The sequence below is a fragment of the Marinomonas sp. TW1 genome (assembly GCF_001625355.1).
Lineage (GTDB): Bacteria > Pseudomonadota > Gammaproteobacteria > Pseudomonadales > Marinomonadaceae > Marinomonas.
On record NZ_JSEE01000009.1, the window covers coordinates 84,661 to 107,716 of the forward strand.

Genomic DNA, 23,056 nt, shown 5'->3' on the forward strand with positions numbered 1-23,056 from the left:
GCTTTCTGATTTATGCCAATAGAACAAGCGTAATAGAGCGAGAAGAAAAAAGAACGAGATGTAAAAAAATGGGAAGCCAATTGGCTTCCCATTTTTTATGTTTTTCGCCAGCCTTATACGAAGATAAAGAACTTAGCGATAAACAGCGCTGCCAGAGCATATACTGCTAGGCTGACTTGCTTACCTTGACCGGACAGTAATTTGATGACCGCGTAACTGATGAAAGACAAAGCAATGCCGTCTGCAATTGAGTAAGTCAAAGGCATAGTGAAAGCGGCGATTAAAACAGGCGCGGCTTCAGAAATGTCGTCCCATTCCACATGCGCTAAGCTGCTGGTCATCAACACTGCAACATACATTAATGCACCCGCTGTTGCGTAAGCTGGGATAGAACCTGCTAGTGGTGCAAAGAACAAGCTTAACAAGAACAACGCTGCTACCACTACCGCAGTTAGACCTGTGCGGCCTCCAGCGGCCACACCAGAGGCACTTTCAATGTAACTGGTTGTTGATGATGTACCCAATGCAGCACCCGCCACAGTGGCCGTTGAGTCAGCCAAAAGGGCTTTCTTCAAACGTGGCAGTTTGCCTTCTTTGTTTAGCAGTCCACCGCGTTGACCAACACCAATTAGGGTGCCAGAAGTATCAAATAGGTCGACGAAGAAGAAAGCAAAAATCACACTTAACATGCTGATCTGGAATGCGCCTTCAATGTCCATTGCTAGGAATGTTGGGGCAATGGATGGTGGTGCAGAGATTAATCCACCAAATTCGTTTTGGCCGAACAGCATGGATAAAATGGTGACCAGCAAGATACCAATCATGACCGCGCCAGTGACATTTAAATAAGATAAAGCACAAATGACGAAGAAGCCAAGTAGGCCGTAAATCGCTGATGGCGAAGCTAGATCGCCCAGAGCAACCATTGTCGCAGGGTTCTTGATGATGATGCCGGAGTTTTGCAAGGCAATCATCGCTAGGAATAAACCGATACCTGCTGCAATGCCAAGCTTTAAAGAAGAAGGAATGGCGTTGATCACCCATTCACGAATTTGGAATATACTGATGATGATGAACAAAATACCGGATAGGAATACGGCACCCAGTGCTTGTTCCCAAGAGTAGCCCATGCCCAATACAACACCATAGGTGAAGAAGGCATTAAGCCCCATTCCCGGCGCCATCGCGATAGGGTAGTTAGCGTAAAGCCCCATGATTAAGCAACCAATCGCTGCCGCTAGACAGGTCGCAACGAAAACCGCGCCTTGGTCCATGCCTGCTTGCGCTAGAATCGAAGGGTTTACAAAGATAATGTATGCCATGGTTAGGAAGGTCGTAATACCGCCAACGACTTCGTTACGCACGGTTGTATTGTGTGCTTTTAGTTGAAATAAACGTTCAAGCATTGATTTGCCTTAATTGTGGTTTATAGAATTGAGGGTTTAAAAACGGCGTTAGTATAAAAAAATAAGGCCGATTTGTGCAGTTAATATTGAAAAAATATTAACTGCACAAAAAATATGGGGTTATTGGCCGAAATCAATGGCGCCAACATCTGCGACATGAGGGTCGTTAAACGCCATGATTGCTTGGTGTTCAGGGTGAACTTGATAACGACGTAAATCTTCAATGGAAGCAAACTGCATGTCCAATATGAGATCCCAACTGCGTGCTTCTTTTAATTCATCTCTGCCAATATGCAGCGTTTTAATTTCTTCAATGCGGTCTTTCAATGCTTGCATTTTTTCAATAAAAGTGTCGATGTGATCGGCCGGTGTGTGGTCTTGATATTTGATAAAGACATAATGTTGCAGCATGTTGATTCCTTATTATCAGCTTAAGACGCTGTTTGTTTCGCGCGTTGTTTTTGAGTGTTCACGTTTATGGTGGGAGCGGCATTATTAAGCGCTTCCATCGCATAGCCTGCCGCGGCTTTGTATTTCGCCATCAATTCTTGACGTTCTGTCGTTGGAAAGACGGCTTCGATGTCGTCGAAATGGCCTGAGCAACGTTTGTCTAATTCATTGAGGATCACGAATGGGCCAGCGCCACGATTACGTAAAATGACCTCAGAAATGCCAGCACACAAACGCTCATTGAAATCGGTTACCGCCGCTTGGGTGACGCCAAATTTTAAGATGGAAGCACCTAATTCGCGAGCATCGACAATGGCCTGACTAGCACCGTTCGAGCCAGTTGGATACATAATGTGCGCGGCATCGCCCATTAAGCATACATGACCGTCTACCCAGCTTGGTACTGGGTCTCTATCTATCATTGGGTATTCGAATACTTCTTGGGCACCTCGAAGTAAGCCTTGAATGTCCACCCAATCGTAATTCCAATCTTCAAAATGATGAATAAAGTCTTGCAGTTCCACTTTCTTGTTCCAATCTCCACTGGTCCAACCTTCCGAGTTGTCCATAGTGACTTCGGCAATCCAGTTAATGGTCGCTAAGCCAGTGTCAGGATCGGCAGGCGTAATAGGGTAGAACACGATACGATGGTGATGAGTGCCTAAGCCGACAAAAGAAGCCCCTGTGCGAATCGGTTTTGCTTGGGTGGTGCCGCGCCACATTACCGCACCGCCCCAATGAATGGGCGGTTGTTGCGGATACATTTGGGCACGTACGGCAGAGTGTAAACCATCGGCGGCGATCAACAAGGCACCTTCAAGTTCAATTTGTTCCCCATTGGTTAAGGTAACCGTCGCGATGACACCGTCCGTTGTATTCTGGTAATGAGTTACTTTATGGCCTGTTTTGATGGCGTCTTTACCAAGTCGATCAATTGCGGTGCGATAGAGCAACATTTGTAACTCACCACGATGTACAGAATATTGTGGCCAATGATATCCAGCATCTAGCCCACGAGGCTCACTGTAAACCTCTTTGCCATTGAGGCCAACTAAGGCCCATTCTTTGGTTTGGATGCCTATGGTGTCGAGTAACGTTTGCTCTAACCCCATGTCATATAATTCACGAACGGCATTGGGTTGTATGTTTATGCCGACGCCAAGGGGTTTGAGTTCCGCTACGGATTCAAGCACTAAACAAGGTATGCCAATTTGGTGAAGTGTTAGGGCAAGGCTTAAGCCGCCAATTCCGCCCCCAGCGATTAAAACTGGCTTTTTGTTATTGGATGTCATAGTTGTTGTAGTCCACAGTTTTTGCTTTAAACGGTTATTATCCCTAACCCTGCTGCGGGATACAATCTTATTACATCCTGTAACCGATGGTCAGAGCTGTTCGATCCGATAACCTTTGTTTTTTAAGCTCTGTAATAGGCTATCTGGCCCTGCTAAATGTAAGGCGCCAACCATAATAAATTCGACTTCCGATGTACTGATTAGGTGTTCTATTTTAGTGAGCCAATTTTGATTCCGTTCGGTAATCAGGGTGTGATAAATGGCAGGGTAACTTTGTTGAAGTTCGTTTAACTCCTGTTTCGCTATCTTATCTAGGTGACCATTGCGCCAATTTTGTTTTAAGGCTTGCAACGATTCAGCCATGCCATGGATGTCTTCAAGGGTGTAGTTGATCAGGTCATTTGGGTCAATTTGGTTGAGGCTACGTAAAATGCGAATTTGCTCGTCCGGCGTTTCTAACCATGACTGTGCTTTTTGATCCTGTTTGGCTTTTTCGGCATAGAAGGCATCGACGCCTAATTGGTCCATACCCAGCTGTTTGAGTGCTTGCATACTGAGTAATAGCGAAAGCCCACTGGGTGTAAAGTGTTCAATGGTTTCACTCGCAATGTTTTTAGATTGGAGGTATCGAAAGAGGTTGAGATAGGTTGGTTTGTCTAAAATGTGATGGATTTTGGTGTCATCAGAATAGGTAATGGTGTGTTGAAACTTTCGCTGGAAATAGGGTTGATTTAGAGCGGCGATATCGGTTTCGAAAACGACTTTATTGGCGGCAGAGTAAGCTTGATCATAGGCGATTGGTAATGGGTAATCCGAGGCGCTTAGTATATGAATGGTGCCACCTAAGTAGAGACTGTTGGTTTCACTGGATACTTTCCAAACGGAAGCGGCTTCTGCTTGTAATCCAAGCGTGGCTAACAGGGTTAACACGCTGTGTTTTAGGTTTTGCATAATAAGTGTCAGATCCGCCTTTATTAGTGCCATGTTGCCCATCAGTTCGCTCAACTTAAAGTGACGATTTGGTTGCCTTAATAAACGAATATTACAGCATAGGGTGGTGGGGGAAAGCCTCATCCTAGTGTTTTCATATTTGTTGATTCGCTACTTTTATGAAATGACGAGGGGGATAAGCAATTAAAAAAGCTCGGATGACAGTCAGTGGTGATGGTCAATGTTAGTGTTATCTTCGAGTTTTTTATGGGTTGCTTCTATCTTGGATAAATCACTTTTTAACGCGTTGTGTTTTTAATAAGTTATTGAAAAAAATGACTTTAATTTGATTTTTCAGGATTATTAATTGACTTGGGCGACGAGTTGTTAGAGCTGAGGAAATTAAAAAATTATTGATTGGTGTATTTTGTCATTAACTTTGGCATCTTTTGTTATTGAGAGAATGGCTGTTATAGACGACTCTTTCTAACATCGAGAGAGTTCATTTTGGAACTGTTTCCAACAAAAACAATAAGAGGTCATAGGCCATGCCTGAATATAAAGCGCCCTTGCGCGATATCAAATTCGTCACAGAAGAAGTTCTGGATATTTACGGTCATTACGCCAAATTACCTGGCGCAGAAGAAGCAACACCAGATATGGTGTCTGCAATTCTAGAAGAAGGCGCCAAGTTTGCAGAGCGTGTTCTTTCTCCTTTGAATCGTGTTGGTGACCAGCAAGGTTGTCAGTTCAATGAGGGTGTTGTTACCACACCTGAAGGTTTTAAAGAAGCTTACCAGCAATACGTTGAAGGTGGTTGGCCATCTTTGTCTCACCCTGAAGATATGGGTGGTCAAGGTTTACCAGATTCTCTGGGTATGTTGGTCACAGAAATGATTTCCACGGCAAACTGGTCTTGGGGAATGTACCCAGGCTTGAGTCATGGAGCGATGAATACCATCGAGCAACACGGTACCGATGAGCAAAAACAGACTTACCTAAGCAAACTCGTATCAGGTGAATGGACTGGCACCATGTGTTTGACAGAGCCTCATTGTGGTACTGACTTGGGTATGTTGAAAACCAAAGCCGAACCTCTAGAAGAGGGCGGCTATGCCATTAGCGGTACTAAAATCTTTATTTCAGCGGGTGAGCACGATATGGCGGACAACATTGTCCACATCGTCTTGGCTCGCTTGCCCGATGCGCCAGCAGGCACTAAAGGTATCTCATTATTCATCGTGCCAAAATTTAATGTGGATGCGTCTGGTGAGAAAGCCGACCGCAACCAAGTTACTTGTGGCTCCATTGAACACAAAATGGGGATTCATGGCAACGCCACTTGTGTGATGAACTTTGACGGTGCGAAAGGTTTCTTGATCGGGCCACCAAACCGTGGTTTAAACTGTATGTTTACCTTCATGAATGCTGCGCGTTTGGGTACGGCAATGCAAGGTTTGGCTCACTCTGAGTGGGCATTGCAAAATTCAGTGGCTTACGCCAAAGACCGTCTACAAATGCGTGCTTTGTCTGGTGCAAAAGCGCCTGAAAAAGCCGCCGATCCTATTATTGTTCACCCTGATGTGCGTCGTATGTTGCTGACTCAAAAAGCCTTCGCTGAAGGTGGTCGTGCGATGATTCATTATTGTTCTATGCTGGTGGATAGTACTAAGCATGGCAGTAAAGAAGAGAAAGAAGAAGCGGAAGAGTTGATGTCTTTGTTGACGCCAATTGCTAAGGCGTTCTTGACAGAAACGGGCTTTGAAGCGGCTAACCAAGGTCTGCAAGTATTTGGTGGACATGGCTTTATTGCTGAGTGGGGAATGGAGCAAAACGTACGTGATTGCCGTATCGCCATGCTTTACGAAGGTACCACCGGTATTCAGGCGCTGGATCTGTTGGGTCGAAAAGTATTGATGACTCAAGGGGCAACACTGCGTCGATTTACTAAAATGGTTCATAAGTTCTGTAAAGAGCACAAGGGCGATAAACGCTTTAAGTCTTACATCACGGCTCTGGATAAACTCAACAGTGAGTGGGGTGATGTGACCATGAAGATTGGTATGAAGGCGATGCGCAATAAAGAAGAAGTGGGCGCCGCGTCTGTGGATTACCTAATGTTCTCTGGTTACGTTGTATTGGCTTATTTCTGGGCACGCATGGCAGTTACAGCGAAAACTAAGCTAGAAGAAGGTACTGACGAAGTGGGTTTCTACACTGCTAAGTTGCAAACAGCGACTTTCTATTACGAGCGTATTTTGCCACGCACCAAAGCGCATGCTGAAGCCATGTTGTCTGGTGCTGATAATTTACTTGCAATGGAAGAAGACAATTTCTTATTTCTAAATGCTTAATGACTAAATGGCACGCCACGATATGTGGTGTGCCTGATAAATAGAATATTGAAGAGGTATATTATGAGCGAAGCCAAAGCAGTTTTTGATGCGATGTTAGGGCGTTTTGACGCAGATGAAGCGGATGACATGGAAGCCGTGTTTCAATTTGACTTAGATGATGCGGACAACTATCACTTAAGTATTGAGGATGGGAAATGTGAAATGGGTGAGGGTGAGCATGATGATCCAACCGTGACCTTAAGCATGGACTTGGAAACCCTTAGAGACGTAATGAGTGGCGAATTAGATGGAATGCAAGCCTTTATGCAAGGTAAAATCCGAGCAGATGGAGACATTATGCTAGCCACCAAGTTGACGCAAATTTTTCCTCAGTAAGTCGAAACATTGCGCAACGCTCTTAAGGCTCAACTGCTAAACTGTAGTTGGGCTTTTGCATTTCTCTCCAACATAAAAAAAACAACTGGAGCATTTTATGACAATGGATACTTCTCTACATAACAACTCAGAAAACGAGAAAGTGCCAGGTAGTTATTTACCAGACTCGCTTAACCCTAATGGCTATCAAAGCCTCACGGATGTATTGGCCTTGGCGGTGCAAAAATATTCGGATCTTCCAGCTTTCACCAGTGTTGGTCGAACCATTACTTATCGTGAGTTGGACGAAAAGTCGGATGCGTTTGCCGCGTATCTGCAAAACGAAACCAACTTATCTCCTGGTGATCGCATTGCTATTCAATTGCCCAACATCATCCAATACCCGATTGTTCTTTTCGGAGCAATGAAAGCGGGCATGGTCGTGGTTAATACCAACCCTCTTTACACACCAACAGAGTTGGAACATCAATTTAACGATGCTGATGTGAAAGCCTTAGTGGTGTTTGCCAACATGGCGAGCAATGTTGAGAAAATTCTCGAAAAAACCTCGATCAAGCACGTTATCATCACGGAAATTGCTGATTTGCACTCCCCAGTTAAGCGAGTCTTGGTCAATTCTATTGTTAAATACGTCAAGAAAATGGTTCCTGCCTACAACATTCCGTCGGCCATTTCATTGAATGATGTGTTAGCGAAAGGACATGGTAAAGCGGTCTCAAAAGTACAGGCAACCCCACAGCAAATTGCCGTTTTACAATACACAGGTGGTACCACTGGGGTAGCAAAAGGGGCGATGTTGACCAACGCCAATCTGATTGCCAACATGTATCAGCTGTGTTCTCGTCTTGAGTCCATCATAGATGAGCGCACCGAAACTTACATTGCGCCTCTGCCTTTGTACCATATCTATGCCTTTTTGATTCATGGTTTGACCTTGTTGCAGCGTGGTGCACACAGTATTTTGATTCCAAATCCACGAGACTTACCCGGTTTTGTTTCTGAACTTAAAAAGTGGAAGTTCACCGGTTTTGTGGGTCTCAACACGCTTTTCGTTGGCTTGTGCAATCGTGAAGACTTCCGAGCGTTGGACTTCTCTAGCCTGAAGCTAACCTGTTCTGGAGGCATGCCTCTGACGCATGCGGCGGCTGACGAATGGAAACGCATCACCGGTTGCCAAGTAGTAGAAGGTTATGGTTTGACAGAAACGTCTCCCGTTGTGTCATTCAACCCTATTGGGCAAGAACGCATTGGTACCATTGGTTTGCCTGTCAGTGAGACTGACATCAAGATTCAAGGCGATAATGGTGACGCTTTACCGCAAGGTGAATCTGGCATGTTGTGCGTGCGTGGACCCCAAGTCATGAAAGGGTATTGGAATCGTGAAGAGGCGACTCGTGACGTCATGACCGAAGACGGTTTCTTGATTACCGGTGACATTGCCATGCAGCACGAAGATGGTTACTTGCAGATCGTTGATCGTGCTAAGGACATGATCATTGTGTCCGGCTTTAATGTCTACCCGACGGAAGTGGAAGATTGTATTTCGTCTCATCCTGCCATTCTGGAGTCCGCAGCCATTGGTGTGCCTGACGACAAAACCGGCGAAGCGGTAAAAGCCTTCGTGGTGATGAAATCCGACGAAGCCATGGATATTAATACTCTGCGCGTATTCTGTAAGGAACATTTGGCTGCTTATAAAGTGCCAAAACACATCGAAGTGCGTACTGAGCTACCGAAAACAAACGTAGGTAAAGTTCTACGTCGTGCTTTACGTGAAGAAGAGATGGCTAACTAAGGCTGGATCTCAACCCTAAGAGACGACTGGACAATAAGGTGGTCTCTTAGGTGTTTTCTTTCTTTACGTCTTTTCTAGGAGAGAATGATGACGCAAGTGAAACGTCAGTTGCTGCATCGGCGTCGCATTGAGTCATATGGTTTTTTGCGTGATGACGGCTTGTGGGAAGTCGAAGCCACGATGCAAGACCTTAAGGCCCAAGATGTGCACCGCGAATACGATGGTAGCCTAGTTCCTAAAGACAGTCCTTTTCATGATATGTATGTGCGCCTCACGCTAGACGATAGCTTCCTAATCAAAGACATTGAAGTGTCTATGGATGCCTTTCCATTTCCTGGTTGTGGCGGTGCTGTGCCTGCGTTTGATGTTATTAAAGGCACCCGTATTGGGGCTGGCTGGAACCGTTGGTTAAAACAAACTTTTGCTGGTAAGTCTGGCTGCACCCATATTATGGAGTTATTACCCGTCGCGGCGACAACGGCTTTTCAAACAATGTGGCAGCCGTTGAGTGAAAAGTACCCGCAACAGGTGCCCATTGCGATTGGTAAATTAGTGAATACCTGTCAAGGTTGGGCGGATGATGGTCCTATGGTGAGAAAACTGGTGGATGAACAAGTACTAACATTGCCGAATAAGGAGCATCAGTCATGAGTGAATTTGTTACTGAAAGCATTGAATCTGGTATTCAATACATCTGTCTAAATCGAGTCGAAAAGAAAAACGCCATTACATTAGAGATGTATCAAGTGCTAACGCAGGCTTTGCAGTCTGCCCAGAACAATGCTGAGGTAAAAGCCAGTATGATCTATGGCGCTGGGCCCGATTTTTCTTCCGGCAATGACATCAATGAGTTTCTGCAAATTGCTCAAACGCCAGATAAGATGGAAGCCATTATGGCATTTCTGCAAATGTTGACGCGCTATCAAAAGCCTTTGATCGCAGGCGTTGAGGGGCGAGCTGTCGGTGTCGGTGCGACCATGTTGTTGCATTGTGATATGGTGGTGGCGTCACGTCATGCTAAATTACAGTTTCCATTTGTGCAGTTAGGCTTGGTGCCAGAAGCTGCGTCTAGCCACCTTCTTCCTCAATTAGTAGGACATCAAAAAGCGTTTGAAATTCTGATCTTAGGGGATTTTGTTGAGTCTGAAGAGGCGAAAAACATGGGGTTGATCAATCACTTGTGTGAACCTGGTGAAGCGTTTCAAGTGGCACAACGATATGTAGAAAAAATCGCTGCGTTACCTGTGGAGGCCGTTGCCCTCAGTAAAGATCTGCTCAAGCATCGAGCGCAAGATGATGTGCAAATGGCCTTGATGCGAGAAGGACGGATTTTCAAAGATAGATTAAAATCCAAAGAGGCGTATCAAGCTTTCGCTTCCTTCCTTTCTCGTAATAAATAAACACCTCAATGTGTCTATGAGCCTCACCTTTTGGTGGGGCTTTTTTGTTTGTACGGTATTTGTCATTTGTTTTGTTAAATTCGGTCTAAACTCAAAGGGCATAAACCGCTGGAATTACTTTGGAATTATCCTCTTGAATATTTTTGTTAGTTAACTGGCGCTTTTTTGTTATTGATGAAAATCGCTCTCAAACTAATATAGACTGCAAGAAAATAATAAATATGAGGGACTTATGAAAATCCTAGTATCTGTTAAACGAGTTATTGATTATAACGTTAAAGTTCGTGTCAAAGCCGACCATACTGCGGTCGATTTAACGAACGTTAAAATGTCTATGAATCCTTTCTGCGAAATCGCTGTGGAAGAGGCTATTCGCCTGAAAGAGAAGGGCGTAGCGTCTGAAGTCGTGGCGGTTTCTATCGGCTCTAAAGCTTGCCAAGAAACCTTGCGTACCGCCCTTGCTCTGGGTGCTGATCGCGCCATTCAAGTAGAAGCAGAAGACGATGTAGATTCTCTTTCTGTCGCAAAATTGCTAGCGAAAGTGGCGCAAGAAGAAGCGGCCGATTTGGTCATTATGGGGAAACAAGCGATCGATTCTGACAATAATCAGACGGGTCAAATGTTAGCGGCCTTGTTGGATTATCCTCAGGCAACGTTTGCTTCTGAAGTGGTGATCGAAAACGGTGAGGCGCAAGTAACACGTGAAATCGATGGTGGTCTGCAAACACTGGCTGTGACATTACCTGCTGTGGTAACGACTGACCTACGTTTGAACGAGCCTCGTTTTGCGTCTCTGCCAAACATCATGAAAGCAAAAAGAAAGCCTTTGGATGTGAAAACGCCTGCTGACTTGGGTGTGGAAATTCGCTCTAACGTGAGTGTGGTATCGGTTACACCGCCACCAGAGCGTGCTGGCGGTATCAAAGTAGGCTCAGTTACTGAGTTGGTAGACAAACTTAAAAATGAAGCGAAGGTGGTGTCATGAGTATTTTAGTCATTGCTGAACACGATAATAAGTCTCTTAAGCCAGCTACTTTGAACACAATTACTGCGGCGTCACAAATGGGTGGTGATGTTCATTTGTTGGTTGCCGGTTTTGAATGCCAAACGGTTGTTGAACAAGCCGCCGCTGTCACCGGCGTGGCAAAAGTATTGGTAGCTGATAACCAAGCTTACGAGCACCAGTTGGCCGAAAACACGTCTAAATTAATTATTGATGTCGCGGAAGGCTACACACACATCTTAGCGCCTGCGACCACAACCGGTAAAAATACCTTGCCTCGTGTGGCCGCTTTGCTGGATGTGGCTCAGCTATCCGATGTTATTAAAGTGGAATCCGCGGATACTTTTGTTCGTCCTATCTATGCAGGTAACGCCATTGCCACGGTTAAGTCTTCTGATTCCGTTAAAGTGATGACGGTTCGTGCGACAGGTTTTGATGCGGCGGCAAGCGAAGGTGGCAGTGCCGAACGTGAAGTCTTGTCGCAAGTTATCGCTGCAGACAAGAGTCGCTTCGTAAAAGAAGCATTGGCAGAGTCTGATCGTCCAGAATTAACCGCAGCGAAAGTGGTGGTGTCTGGTGGTCGTGGTATGGGGAATGGTGACAACTTCAAACTATTGGAAGGAGTGGCTGACAAACTGGGTGCTGCCGTCGGGGCTTCTCGTGCCGCCGTCGACGCTGGTTTTGTACCGAATGATCTACAAGTAGGTCAAACCGGTAAAACCGTTGCTCCTGACCTGTATATTGCCGTGGGGATTTCTGGTGCCATTCAGCATTTGGCGGGTATGAAGGATTCCAAGGTGATTGTGGCGATCAACAAAGATGAAGAAGCGCCCATTTTCCAAGTGGCGGATTACGGTCTGGTAGCGGATTTGTTTGACGCTGTGCCAGAACTGGAAAGCAATCTATAAGTATTCCCTAGGGAAAACGATTTAATCTGGGCCCAGCTCATTCCTGTTGAGCAGGGTCATAATAAAAATAATTGGAGACCAGCATGATTTTCGAAGGACAAGCAGTCAAGGTTGCAGTCGATGATGCAGGTGTGGCAACCGTCACTCTGGATTTGGCCGGTGAGTCGGTTAACAAGTTTAACAGTCTTACGTTAAGCGAATTAGCAAAAGCCGTTGATGTTCTGAAACAAACTGATGACCTACAAGGTGTCGTCATTGCCAGTGCAAAAGACGTTTTTGTGGTCGGTGCCGACATCACTGAATTTACCTCATGGTTTAAATTGTCAGATGAAGATTTGACAGACAAACTGCGTGATGCACATAACATATTTAATGATATTTCCAACTTGCCTTGCCCAACCGTGGCGGCCATTAATGGTATCGCACTCGGTGGTGGTATGGAGTTGGTGTTGTCTTGTGACTATCGTGTGATGGCTGACTCGGCGAAGATTGGTCTTCCTGAAACGCAACTAGGTATCTACCCAGGTTGGGGCGGTACTGTCCGTTTACCTCGCCTCATCGGTGTGGACAATGCCTGTGAATGGATCTGTGGCGGTGCGCAAAAACGCAGTGCGGATGCGATGAAAGATGGTGCGGTTGATGCGGTGGTGTCGGCTGATAAAGTTCAAGGCTCTGCACGTCACCTTATCCAGCAAGTAATCGATGGCAAGCTAGATTATAAAGCTCGCCGTGAAGAATTACGTTCGCCAATGGAATTTACACCCATTGAAAAGATGATGATTTTCGAATCCGTTCGCGGTGTGGTTGGAGCAAAAGCCGGTAAACATTACCCAGCACCAATGGCAGCGATTAAAACCATGGAAAAAGGCATCAGCCAATCTATGGAAAAAGCCATTGAGACAGAAATTAAAGGTTTCATTAAGCTTGCTAAAGGGCCCGTGGCCAAATCTTTGGTGAACTTGTTCCTAAGTGACCAAGCCATTAAGAAAACCGCAGGCAAAGTCTCGAAAGGTGCGACGCCAGTGAAACAGGCGGCGGTACTGGGGGCAGGTATTATGGGTGGCGGTGTCGCTTACCAATCTGCTTCGAAAGGCACGCCGATCATTATGAAAGACATTCGCCAAGAAGCATTGGATCTTGGTTTGAGTGAAGCAAACAAGTTATTTAATGGCCAAGTTGAGCGTGGTCGTATGACCACAGATAAGGCCCTTAAAGCCATGAATGGTATTACGCCAGCATTGAGTTATGGTGAGTTTGAGCACGTTGATCTGGTGGTGGAAGCCGTTGTTGAAAACGTGAAAATTAAGCAATCTGTGTTGGCTGAAGTGGAGGGCAAGATCGCTGATGACGCGATTTTGACGTCGAATACGTCGACCATTTCCATCACAGAATTAGCGAAGGCCTTAAAACGCCCAGAAAACTTCTGTGGTATGCACTTCTTTAACCCTGTGCATCGCATGCCGTTAGTGGAAGTGATTCGCGGCGAAAAAACCAGTGATGAAGCGATTGCTAAGACGGTTGCTTATGCACAAGCCATGGGTAAAACCCCTGTGGTGGTTAACGACTGTCCAGGCTTCCTAGTGAACCGTGTTCTATTCCCTTACTTCGCAGGCTTCTCTTTGATGATGCAAGAAGGCGCAGATTTCCAGATTGTTGATAAGACAATGGAACGTTTCGGCTGGCCAATGGGACCGGCTTACTTACTTGACGTAGTGGGTGTGGATACCGCTTATCATGCTGATCAGGTGATGGCGGATGGTTTCCCAGATCGTATGAAACACGAAGGAACAAACGCGGTTGATCGTTTGTTTGAACTTGAGCGTTTTGGTCAGAAAAACGGTAAAGGTTTCTACGCTTACGAGCCAGATCGCAAAGGTAAACCAAAGAAAATCTTTAACGAAGACATTAATGAGTTGCTCGCCCCTGTTGTGACCTCTAAAACGGAATTGAGCGAAGACGATATTATCGCTCGTATGATGATTCCATTGTGCATCGAAACCGTTCGTTGCTTGGAAGAAAACATTGTCTCTTCTGCTGCTGAAGCGGACATGGGTTTGATTTACGGTATTGGTTTCCCTCCATACTTGGGTGGTGCTCTGCATTACTTGGATCAGATGGGACTGCAAGCATTCTGTGATCTTGCAGATAAATACAGCCACTTAGGTAAGTTGTACGAGCCAACCGCGAAAATGCGTGAAATGGCGAAAAACAACGAAACTTACTACAGCGCTTAATTGCCCAAAGGAAGAGGAGAATCTCCATGAAACTGAATCCAAATGATGTCGTAATCATCGACGCAGTTCGATCACCTATGGGTAAATCCAAAAATGGTGTGTTTCGTAACGTGCGTGCGGAAAATTTATCAGCAGGTCTAGTAAAGGCCTTATTCAAACGTAATCCAGATGTTAATCCTAATGACGTCGAAGACCTGATCTGGGGCTGTGTAAACCAGACTCTAGAGCAAGGTTTTAATATGGCACGTGCTGTGTCTTTGTTGGCTGGTTTGCCAATCACATCGGCAGCGCAAACGGTAAACCGTCTGTGTGGTTCCTCAATGTCTGCGATCCATACTGCGGCTCAAGCCATTATGACAGGTCAAGGGGATGTGTTTGTGGTAGGTGGTGTTGAGCACATGGGCCACGTTGGCATGATGCATGGGGTAGATGTTAACCCTGCCTTGTCTAAGCACATGGCAAAAGCGTCCATGATGATGGGTGTAACAGCGGAAATGTTGGGCAAAATGCATGGTGTCAGCCGTGAAGCGCAAGATGCCTTTGCTGTTCGTTCTCATCGTCTTGCTCATGAAGCGACGCTTCAAGGTCGTTTTGACAATGAGCTTGTCGCCATTGAAGGTCATGACGCAGATGGTAATAAGATCTTAGTTGAAGTAGATGAGGTGATTCGTCCAGAAACCTCTATGGAATCTTTAGCGGGTCTGAAGCCAGTTTTCATGCCAAAAGTGGGTACGGTAACGGCGGGTACGTCTTCTGCTCTGTCTGATGGTGCATCAGCGATGTTGATGATGTCGGCTCAAAAGGCACAAGACTTGGGCTTAACGCCAATTGCCAAAGTACGCAGTATGGCTGTAGCGGGTTGTGATCCAGCGATCATGGGCTACGGTCCAGTACCAGCGACTAAGAAAGCACTTAAGCGTGCGGGTTTGACGATTGATGATATCGATATGGTGGAACTAAACGAAGCCTTCGCGGCTCAGTCTATACCTGTGTTGAAAGACCTTAAATTGATTGATTTGGTTGACGATAAAGTCAACCTAAACGGTGGTGCGATTGCCCTTGGACACCCATTGGGTTGTTCTGGTACACGTATTTCCACCACTCTGCTTAATGTGATGCGTGATAAAGACGCAACACTCGGGCTTGCTACCATGTGCATCGGCATGGGGCAGGGCATCGCAACCGTCTTCGAGCGAGTGTGATGCTGATAACTTGTCGAATGCTACTTCGATAAGATCTATCTCTAACTTCTGTCTTTTGCCCCACCTTGTGTGGGGCTTTTTTTGCCTGCTAGCTTATTCGCCATCGTGACTCTGTGGCGATTCTGTATCATGATAACCAATCGAAAGATCCGTTTAGATGTGTATTAAGGAGTTCTGCATGAAGATTGCCGTATTGGATGATTATCAAGACAGTGTTAGACATCTGGCCAGCTTCGCCTTGTTAAAAGATCATCAAGTGGTGATTTTCAATGACACTTTCAATGAGGACGAATTGGTTGCGAAATTGGGCGATGTGGAGATCTTGGTACTGATCCGTGAACGGACTGTTATCACTGAAACGCTGCTAAAACGACTGCCTAACCTCAAACTCATTAGTCAGACTGGTAAAGTCAGTAATCATTTAGACCCAGCATTGTGCCACCAGTATGGCGTGGAAGTAGCGGAAGGCGTCGGCTCTCCTGTGGCACCGGCTGAGCTTTGCTGGGCTTTGATTATGGCGGCGAGTCGTCATATCCCAACCTATGTGAATCAGCTTCAGCAAGGTGAGTGGCAATCGTCGCAAACACTTGGTTTGGGGCGAACACTCAATGGCCAAACCTTGGGCATTTGGGGCTATGGAAAAATCGGCCAGCGCATTGCTCAATTTGCTAAAGTGTTTGGCATGCAGGTGATGGTATGGGGCCGTGAGGCGTCACGTGAAAAAGCCATGGCGGATGGTTTCTTGGCGGCGGAGTCGAAAGCGCAGTTTTTTCAATGTGCCGACATAGTATCTCTGCACCTGCGTCTTAACCCGGTTACTCAGTGCTGTGTGACAAAAGTGGATTTGGCGCAAATGAAAGTCGATTCTTTATTTGTGAACACCAGTCGTGCTGAGTTGGTTGAATCAGGGGCCTTGTATGACGAATTACGTCGAGTGCCAAGCAAGCGAGCCGCTGTGGATGTGTATGAAAATGAGCCAGCGAATGCAGACAATGAAGCTTTACTAAGTCTGCCAAATGTCTTGTGTACGCCGCATCTTGGCTATGTTGAGCAGAATAGTTACGAGCTGTATTTCAAGGCAGCTTTTGAAAATGCTGTGGCTTTCGCAGCAGGAAAACCACAGAACTTAGTTGCTCACTCTCAATAAGCGTTAGTTTGTTTGTACGTAGTTTGGCGTGAGAATTTTGGCTGCTTGACGTTGCATAATGATCTCGCCAGCTCGTATTGACAGTAGCACCTCACCTTGGCGACGAATGACGCTGTAATCGTCTTCGCCGTCCAACAATATGCAGTTTGCCGCTTTACCCACCTCGATGCCGTAATCTTCTAAACACAAGGTTTTGGCGCTGTTGTCTGTGATTAGGTCCAGTGCTTGTCGATAGTCTTGATAGCCCATCATTTGGCAAATATGCAGCGCAAAGTCTAAGGTTCTCAAAAGTTTGCCATTGCCCAAGGAATACCACGGATCAAAGATAGAATCTTGTCCTAAGCAGACATTCATTCCCGCTTCTAACAGCTCTTTTACTCGAGTCACCCCACGGCGTTTCGGAAAAGTGTCAAAGCGGCCTTGTAAGTGAATACTCTCTGTCGGACAAGAAATGAAATGGATGTTTGAATTTTTCAGTAAGCGGAACAGCTTTGAACAATAGGCATTATCATAAGAATGCATAGCGGTCGTGTGACTGGCGGTGACCTTGTGTCCCATATCGAATCTGAGAGCTTCGTAGGCAAGAAATTCCAAAAAACGCGAGTTGGGATCGTCAATTTCATCGCAGTGAACATCCACCAAACGATCGTACTTTCGCGCCAATCCGATTAAGGTTTTGACGGACTCTTCGCCGAGTTCTCTGGTGTATTCAAAGTGTGGGATTCCACCCACCACATCGGCGCCTATTTCCAGCGCTTGTTCCATTAAATTCAGCCCGTTGGGATAAGACAGCATGCCGTCTTGAGGAAAGGCGACCACTTGAATGTCGATTTTGTCTTTCAATTCATCGCGAATGGCACACAGCGTTTTGATTCCAATCAAACTTGGGTCTGTGGTGTCGGCATGGGTACGAATGGCTTGTACGCCATTTTGTACCAATAATTCAATGGTGGAGATGACGCGGCGACGAATGTCGGCTTCGTTGAGCATGGGCTTACGTTGACGCCAGCGTTCGATACCTTCAAATAAAGTGCCGCTCTGGTTCCACTCAGGTTCCCCTGCCGTCAGTGTGGCGTCTAGATGAATATGGGGTTCTACGAAGGGCGCACAAATAAGGTTGTGTTGTGCATCTATTTGTCCTTCAGTGACGCTAATCGTTTGTGTCTGCGCTGTGATTTTTGTGAATACACCATGTTCAATATCGAGTGTAAAAAGCTCAGATTGGTGACGTAAACGGGCGTTGATAATCTGCATAAGTGTCCTTAATCTTCGGTCAATAATGGGCTTTGATCATCCAAATTATGATGGTGAAATAAAATTTGCTCGATCAACAGAGCGTTTTGTAAATTCAGTCGACTAAAAGGGTCCTGCAAAGAATAGCCGAGTTTTTGTTCAATGCGTCCCAAACGATAACTTAGGGTATTACGATGAACACCCATAGCATCGGCGGTCTGCTGCAAATGCCCAAAGTGGTTGAAATAGTGCTCAAGGGTACTTTTCATTTCTAAACTAGTGGCATCTCGTCCAAAGCACAAGTCACCTAGATGCTGTTTGCAAAAGTCAGCCAACATGTTGCGTTGTGGAATGGCGGCAAACAGTTGTGCAATGCCCAGTTGCTCATAGAAAAACAGTTTTTGATGAGGGTGCTTTATGGCAAATTGCAAGGCTTGTCTGGCTTCTTCAACGGCCGCAGACAAGTCCTCCAAACCTTGTTTTTGACTGCTGACTCCCATACTCAAAGCCAAATCTGGAAAGTGAGATTGTAGGCGTTCACGCAATTGCGCAAGGTCTTCATACAGTTCGGTGAGTTCATTTTTCTGAGTAGGCCACACGGCCAGTAAGCCTTTTTCATCAGACAGGACAGGCCACTCAATATGACGGCGTTTTAATAAGGCTTCTAATGCTTGCTCAATGTGTTGGGATTGCTGAAGTTGTTTGCTGGTAGACGGTACTTCAACGTCGGCGTTGTGGCGGTAACTTAATGATAAACCAACGAACGCAGATTGACTGCTGATGCCAAGATCTTTGGCTCGGAGGTGAATCAATTCAGGGGCTTGTTGGAAACCATTTATCAACTTGCTTAAAAATAAGCGAACAGATTTACCTAATAAGTTATCTTGCACTATGGCGTTACTGATGATTTCGGTTACCACCACCATCTTCAAGTTATAGGGTTGTTCAAATAAGGGGATTTGGTAGTGGTTGGCTAATTCCAACACAGATTTGGGGATTTTTTGAATGAATTCAGGCCCAGTCAGGATGACCACGCCCGCTACTTGGCTTTGTGCGGCTTCACGAATGAGCTGACCGAGGTTTTGTTCGTCTCGAGTGTGATTGATGCCGGTGACGAACACCAATTCACCACCGCTGACCCAGGCTTGAATGGATTCGTTTTCAGCAACGTAAGGCCAACGCACTATGCGTTGACCTCCGCTGAGCCCAGCTCGGAAAGAAATGCTTTCTAAACCGGGTAGTTTGGGAATATCAGCACAATTGATGCTCATGAATGCTTCACGGCTGTTCGCGGTTGGTTTTGTGTGATCAAGGTGAGCACAGCATAGACCAGAATAGCACTGATCACACCAACGATAGGTGGCAATACCGGTGAGGTGTAAGCCGCAGCGGAAGCAATGACATACGCCACTAACCCAGGCCAATGAAAGGCGGGTAATTGACTGGATTCAAGACTTGGATACTGACCCTTATGACGAATCCAGAAGTCTGCCATGATAATGCCGCCAATGGGGGGGATAAAGGTGCCAAGCAAAACTAAGAAAGGAATTAAGAAATTGTACATACCAAAGACGGCAAGCAAGGTGCCAATGGCTGCGCCTACCAGAGTCACGGTGCGGCGTTTATCAGTACGCACTAGGTTGCAACCCGCTACGGCAAAGTTGTAAATGGTATTGTCTTGTGTGGTCCATATGTTCATAAACAACATCAGTACCGCTAATACCAAAAAGCCTTGCGCTAACATAACATCCACAATGTCGGCTTGTTGATAGATAAGCGTTCCCAACGCCCCAGTGAGTACCATAAGACCATTACCAATGAAAAACGCCGCCATGGTGGCGATAATAGCGACCTTGCCACTGCTGGCAAAACGGCTCCAGTTGGTCGCTTGTGTGCCACCACTAATAAAAGTACCAATCACTATGGTAACGGCCGCCGTGAAGCTGAGGCTTTCTGTGGTTTCAATGTTCAACAACCCCGTCATGCCACCTACATCCACTAGGCCAGTGTAAAGACTGATTAAAATAAAGATCAGCATCAAAGGCACGGCAAAGCGAGACAAAATATCCATACCTTTGAAGCCAATCATGGCGGTAATGCAAAATGCCATTCCGAATAGAATCATTAACGGCGTTTGCCAGCTTTCCGTTATGCCTGTGACTTTTACCAGCACAATGGCTAAGGTTGCGGTTCCCCAAGCGTACCAACCAATCTGGGTGAAACCCAATACGAAATCCGACAATTTACTGCCCACTTCGCCAAAACAGTAACGTCCCATCAGAACACTGTTCAAGCCGCTTTTAAAGGCAATATAAGCCAGCGCTGAGGCGTAGGCACCAAGCAAAAAATTGCCCAATAATATGACCCACAAGAGCTCAGAAAAAGAAAAAGCCTTACCTAATGTTCCTCCAGCCCACATGGTGGCGGTGAAAAAGGTAAAACCCAACAAGACAAACGCCATAGGCAATAGACCTCGGCGCGCACTTTGCGGAACTTCAGATAACGGATAATCAGACTGGTTCATGACACTCTCCTTTGGATGATTTCTGACCTTGTCTATCTTTTATGAAGCAACTTACGAACCAATTTTTCACGATAAAGAGATAGGAGAAACATTTTGGCAATATGACCAAAAAAGTTGCGACCATCTTAGGCAATCTACACAACTTACTTCTATCTTGCTCTATAGCGACAAAGAGCAGCGGTGAGCCAGTGCACCGATTTATGACGTAAATTGAGGCAAGCCTATTGGTCAGTTAGTTTTTATTTATTAGATGTTATTTTTTAATAGCTTTATAAATGTCATAACGATGTGAAGAAAACTGTTTGCATCCATTTGTAGCAGCCGTCCTGAGTGAGTCAGCAACTCAGGGTAATAAAAAAGTAGGAGAAGGTTATGTCTAATGAAAGCAAGTGCCCATTTCACCATGGGGCTGGAGTATCAACACAAACTGCAGGCCGAGGTACCAGTAACAAAGATTGGTGGCCAAATCAGCTAAACCTTAAAGTTCTGCACCAACATTCTCAAGAGTCGAATCCAATGGGGGGCGACTTTAACTATGCCGAAGCCTTCAATAGTTTGGATTTAGAAGCGGTGCGACAAGATCTCTACGCTTTAATGACGGATTCTCAAGATTGGTGGCCAGCAGACTACGGGCATTATGGTCCTTTTTTCATTCGTATGGCTTGGCACAGTGCCGGTACTTACCGAACTGCGGATGGTCGCGGCGGAGCCACTTCCGGTACTCAGCGTTTTGCACCGCTTAACAGTTGGCCAGATAACGTCAATTTAGATAAAGCTCGTCGTTTGTTATGGCCCATTAAGCAGAAATACGGCCGCAAAATTTCTTGGGCAGATTTAATGATTCTTGCGGGTAACTGTGCCTTGGAATCAATGGGCTTTAAGACCTTTGGTTTTGCTGGTGGTCGTGTCGATGTGTGGGAGCCAGAGGATGATATTTACTGGGGGGCAGAAAAAGAGTGGTTGGAATTAAGTGGGGGTGAAGAGAGTCGTTACTCGGGTGATCGAGATCTTGAAAACCCATTAGCCGCAGTACAAATGGGCTTGATTTATGTTAATCCCGAAGGACCTGATGGCAAACCAGACCCATTAGCGTCGGCGTTTGACATTCGAGACACTTTTGAACGTATGGCGATGAACGATGAAGAAACGGTTGCCTTAGTGGCAGGCGGTCATACTTTTGGTAAAACCCACGGAGCTGGTGATGCGGCACAAGTTGGCTCTGATCCAGAAGCAGCAGGTATCGCTGAGCAAGGTTTTGGTTGGCGTAACAGTCAAGGCAGTGGTCATGGTGTTGATACCATTTCCAGTGGCTTGGAAGGCGCTTGGACACCAAATCCTATTCAATGGGACAATGGCTACTTTGATACCTTGTTAAACCATGAGTGGGAATTAACCACCAGTCCTGCTGGCGCTACTCAGTGGATTCCAAAAGCAGGTGCGTTAGCGGACGCTGTACCAGATGCACACGATGCCAGTAAGCGTCATGCCCCGATGATGTCGACAGCAGACATGGCATTAAAAATGGATCCTAGTTATGCAGCGATTTCAAAACGTTTCCACGAAAACCCAGACCAATTAGCGGATGCCTTTGCCAGAGCTTGGTATAAGTTGACCCACCGTGATATGGGACCAGTAGAGCGTTACCTAGGGCCTTTGGTTCCAAAAGAAGAGTTGATTTGGCAAGATCCAGTTGTAGAAAGTACACGCTCTGTCGTCGATCAAAATGACATTGCGTTACTGAAAGAAAAGATTGCACAAAGTGGCTTGTCTGTCGCTCAAATGGTATCAACGGCTTGGGCTTCGGCTTCGACTTATCGTGGTTCCGATATGCGTGGTGGAGCAAGTGGTGCTCGTATTCGTTTGGCGCCACAAAAAGATTGGGCGGTCAATGAACCCGCAAAATTGGCGATTGTGTTGGGGGAATTGGAAGCCATTCAAGCGGAATTCAATCAGGCGCAAGTCAGTGGAAAATACATTTCATTCGCCGATTTGATTGTGTTAGCCGGTTCTGTTGGCGTAGAGAAAGCCACTCAATCCGCTGGCTATGATATTGACGTTCCTTTTACTCCTGGCCGTGGTGATGCCACACAAGAGCAAACGGATGTGGCCTCATTTGCTGTGTTGGAGCCTTTGGTGGACGGTTTTAGAAATTACCAAAAAGCCAAGTTCACCGTCAGCACAGAAGAGATGCTATTGGACAAAGCGCAATTATTGACTCTGTCTGCGCCTGAAATGACCGTTTTGTTAGGTGGATTACGCGTTCTTGGGGTCAATCATGCGGACTCTCAACAGGGCGTGTTGACCAATCAGAAAGCCGTTTTGAGCAATGATTTCTTTGTCAATTTGCTCGACATGGGCACGCAATGGGTGGCGACTTCGGACGATGAAATGGCGTTTGAAGGACGTGATCGCAAAACGGGTGCTAAACGTTGGACGGCGACTCGAGCAGACTTGATTTTCGGTTCGAACTCGCAGCTTCGCGCAATTGCTGAAGTCTATGCTTGCTCCGATTCACAAGATGACTTTGTGAAGGATTTTGTTGCAGCATGGACGAAAGTAATGGAGCTGGATCGTTTTGATCTAGCTTAACTCCTAAGAGAAAAGTGAATGATTCTAATGGATTGATTCTCATTTTCTCGTGTTACCACGCAAAGCCCTGCTACTAAAAAGTAGTGGGGCTTTTTATTTGATGTCTGCTCTGTTCTAAAAAGTGGTTAGCCGTGGCATGGCAGAGTTTTCTCGTCGAGATTTGAATCTTTGCCTTAAAGAACAATTAACTGAATGAAATTTGTCTGTCATA

The 23,056-nt window shown here is 45.9% G+C and carries 18 protein-coding genes; 11 read left to right on the forward strand and 7 right to left on the reverse strand.

The window, feature by feature from the left end; translation table 11 throughout:
- Positions 1 to 113: 113 nt before the first annotated feature.
- From OA79_RS09820 to OA79_RS09835, 4 genes are all read right to left on the reverse strand, one after another.
- A complete protein-coding gene (locus OA79_RS09820) occupies positions 114 to 1,406 on the reverse strand; it encodes an NCS2 family permease (protein WP_063333058.1) in 1,293 nt (430 codons plus the stop codon).
- 120 nt (positions 1,407 to 1,526) lie between these two features.
- Positions 1,527 to 1,817 carry a Dabb family protein gene (locus OA79_RS09825; protein WP_063333059.1) on the reverse strand — a complete coding sequence of 97 codons (291 nt, stop codon included), beginning with the start codon at positions 1,815 to 1,817 and terminating at the stop codon, positions 1,527 to 1,529.
- Positions 1,818 to 1,837: 20 nt separating this feature from the next.
- Positions 1,838 to 3,148 carry a flavin-dependent oxidoreductase gene (locus OA79_RS09830; RefSeq protein ID WP_063333060.1) on the reverse strand — a complete coding sequence of 437 codons (1,311 nt, stop codon included), beginning with the start codon at positions 3,146 to 3,148 and terminating at the stop codon, positions 1,838 to 1,840.
- Positions 3,149 to 3,238: 90 nt separating this feature from the next.
- Positions 3,239 to 4,132, reverse strand: coding sequence for a TraB/GumN family protein (locus tag OA79_RS09835; protein WP_231908847.1), 894 nt, complete (start codon positions 4,130 to 4,132; stop codon positions 3,239 to 3,241).
- Between the two features lie 494 nt (positions 4,133 to 4,626).
- Between OA79_RS09835 and OA79_RS09840 the strand changes: the two genes are divergently transcribed.
- The 10 genes from OA79_RS09840 to OA79_RS09885 all read left to right on the forward strand — a co-directional run bounded on the left by OA79_RS09840 (position 4,627) and on the right by OA79_RS09885 (position 16,499).
- On the forward strand, positions 4,627 to 6,432 hold the full coding sequence (locus tag OA79_RS09840; protein ID WP_063333061.1) for an acyl-CoA dehydrogenase C-terminal domain-containing protein: 1,806 nt from the start codon (positions 4,627 to 4,629) through the stop codon (positions 6,430 to 6,432).
- Between the two features lie 63 nt (positions 6,433 to 6,495).
- Positions 6,496 to 6,810: an SCP2 sterol-binding domain-containing protein gene (locus OA79_RS09845; protein ID WP_063333062.1), complete on the forward strand. Its 315-nt coding sequence runs from the start codon at positions 6,496 to 6,498 to the stop codon at positions 6,808 to 6,810.
- A 97-nt stretch (positions 6,811 to 6,907) separates the two neighbouring features.
- On the forward strand, positions 6,908 to 8,605 hold the full coding sequence (locus tag OA79_RS09850; RefSeq protein WP_063333063.1) for an AMP-binding protein: 1,698 nt from the start codon (positions 6,908 to 6,910) through the stop codon (positions 8,603 to 8,605).
- Between the two features lie 87 nt (positions 8,606 to 8,692).
- Positions 8,693 to 9,256 (forward strand): DUF2889 domain-containing protein, encoded by a 564-nt coding sequence (locus tag OA79_RS09855; protein ID WP_063333064.1) that lies wholly within the window; start codon positions 8,693 to 8,695, stop codon positions 9,254 to 9,256.
- Positions 9,253 to 10,005: an enoyl-CoA hydratase-related protein gene (locus tag OA79_RS09860; protein WP_063333065.1), complete on the forward strand. Its 753-nt coding sequence runs from the start codon at positions 9,253 to 9,255 to the stop codon at positions 10,003 to 10,005. Before OA79_RS09855 ends, OA79_RS09860 begins: the two co-directional genes overlap by 4 nt.
- Before the next feature lie 232 nt (positions 10,006 to 10,237).
- The gene (locus OA79_RS09865) at positions 10,238 to 10,990 is read left to right on the forward strand and encodes an electron transfer flavoprotein subunit beta/FixA family protein (protein ID WP_063333066.1); all 753 of its coding nucleotides are present in this window, start codon (positions 10,238 to 10,240) and stop codon (positions 10,988 to 10,990) included.
- The gene (locus tag OA79_RS09870) at positions 10,987 to 11,916 is read left to right on the forward strand and encodes an electron transfer flavoprotein subunit alpha/FixB family protein (protein ID WP_063333067.1); all 930 of its coding nucleotides are present in this window, start codon (positions 10,987 to 10,989) and stop codon (positions 11,914 to 11,916) included. Before OA79_RS09865 ends, OA79_RS09870 begins: the two co-directional genes overlap by 4 nt.
- Before the next feature lie 83 nt (positions 11,917 to 11,999).
- Positions 12,000 to 14,150 carry a fatty acid oxidation complex subunit alpha FadB gene (gene fadB, locus OA79_RS09875; protein ID WP_063333068.1) on the forward strand — a complete coding sequence of 717 codons (2,151 nt, stop codon included), beginning with the start codon at positions 12,000 to 12,002 and terminating at the stop codon, positions 14,148 to 14,150.
- Positions 14,151 to 14,176: 26 nt separating this feature from the next.
- Positions 14,177 to 15,352, forward strand: a complete 1,176-nt coding sequence (gene fadA, locus OA79_RS09880) for an acetyl-CoA C-acyltransferase FadA (RefSeq protein WP_063333069.1) — start codon at positions 14,177 to 14,179, stop codon at positions 15,350 to 15,352.
- A 178-nt stretch (positions 15,353 to 15,530) separates the two neighbouring features.
- On the forward strand, positions 15,531 to 16,499 hold the full coding sequence (locus OA79_RS09885) for a D-2-hydroxyacid dehydrogenase family protein (RefSeq protein ID WP_063333070.1): 969 nt from the start codon (positions 15,531 to 15,533) through the stop codon (positions 16,497 to 16,499).
- A gap of 3 nt (positions 16,500 to 16,502) precedes the next feature.
- Here the strand turns inward: OA79_RS09885 and codA are convergent, their stop codons facing one another.
- Genes codA through codB form a run of 3 tightly spaced genes read right to left on the reverse strand, consistent with a single transcriptional unit; the run spans position 16,503 to position 20,256 of the window.
- The gene (gene codA, locus OA79_RS09890; protein WP_063333071.1) at positions 16,503 to 17,753 is read right to left on the reverse strand and encodes a cytosine deaminase; all 1,251 of its coding nucleotides are present in this window, start codon (positions 17,751 to 17,753) and stop codon (positions 16,503 to 16,505) included.
- 8 nt (positions 17,754 to 17,761) lie between these two features.
- A complete protein-coding gene (locus OA79_RS09895; protein WP_063333072.1) occupies positions 17,762 to 19,003 on the reverse strand; it encodes a PucR family transcriptional regulator in 1,242 nt (413 codons plus the stop codon).
- Positions 19,000 to 20,256 carry a cytosine permease gene (gene codB, locus OA79_RS09900; protein ID WP_063333073.1) on the reverse strand — a complete coding sequence of 419 codons (1,257 nt, stop codon included), beginning with the start codon at positions 20,254 to 20,256 and terminating at the stop codon, positions 19,000 to 19,002. The genes OA79_RS09895 and codB overlap by 4 nt, the downstream gene beginning before the upstream one ends.
- A 372-nt stretch (positions 20,257 to 20,628) precedes the next feature.
- Here codB and katG point away from each other — a divergent pair, with 372 nt between their 5' ends.
- A complete protein-coding gene (gene katG, locus OA79_RS09905) occupies positions 20,629 to 22,845 on the forward strand; it encodes a catalase/peroxidase HPI (protein ID WP_063333074.1) in 2,217 nt (738 codons plus the stop codon).
- The last annotated feature ends 211 nt before the right edge of the window (positions 22,846 to 23,056 follow it).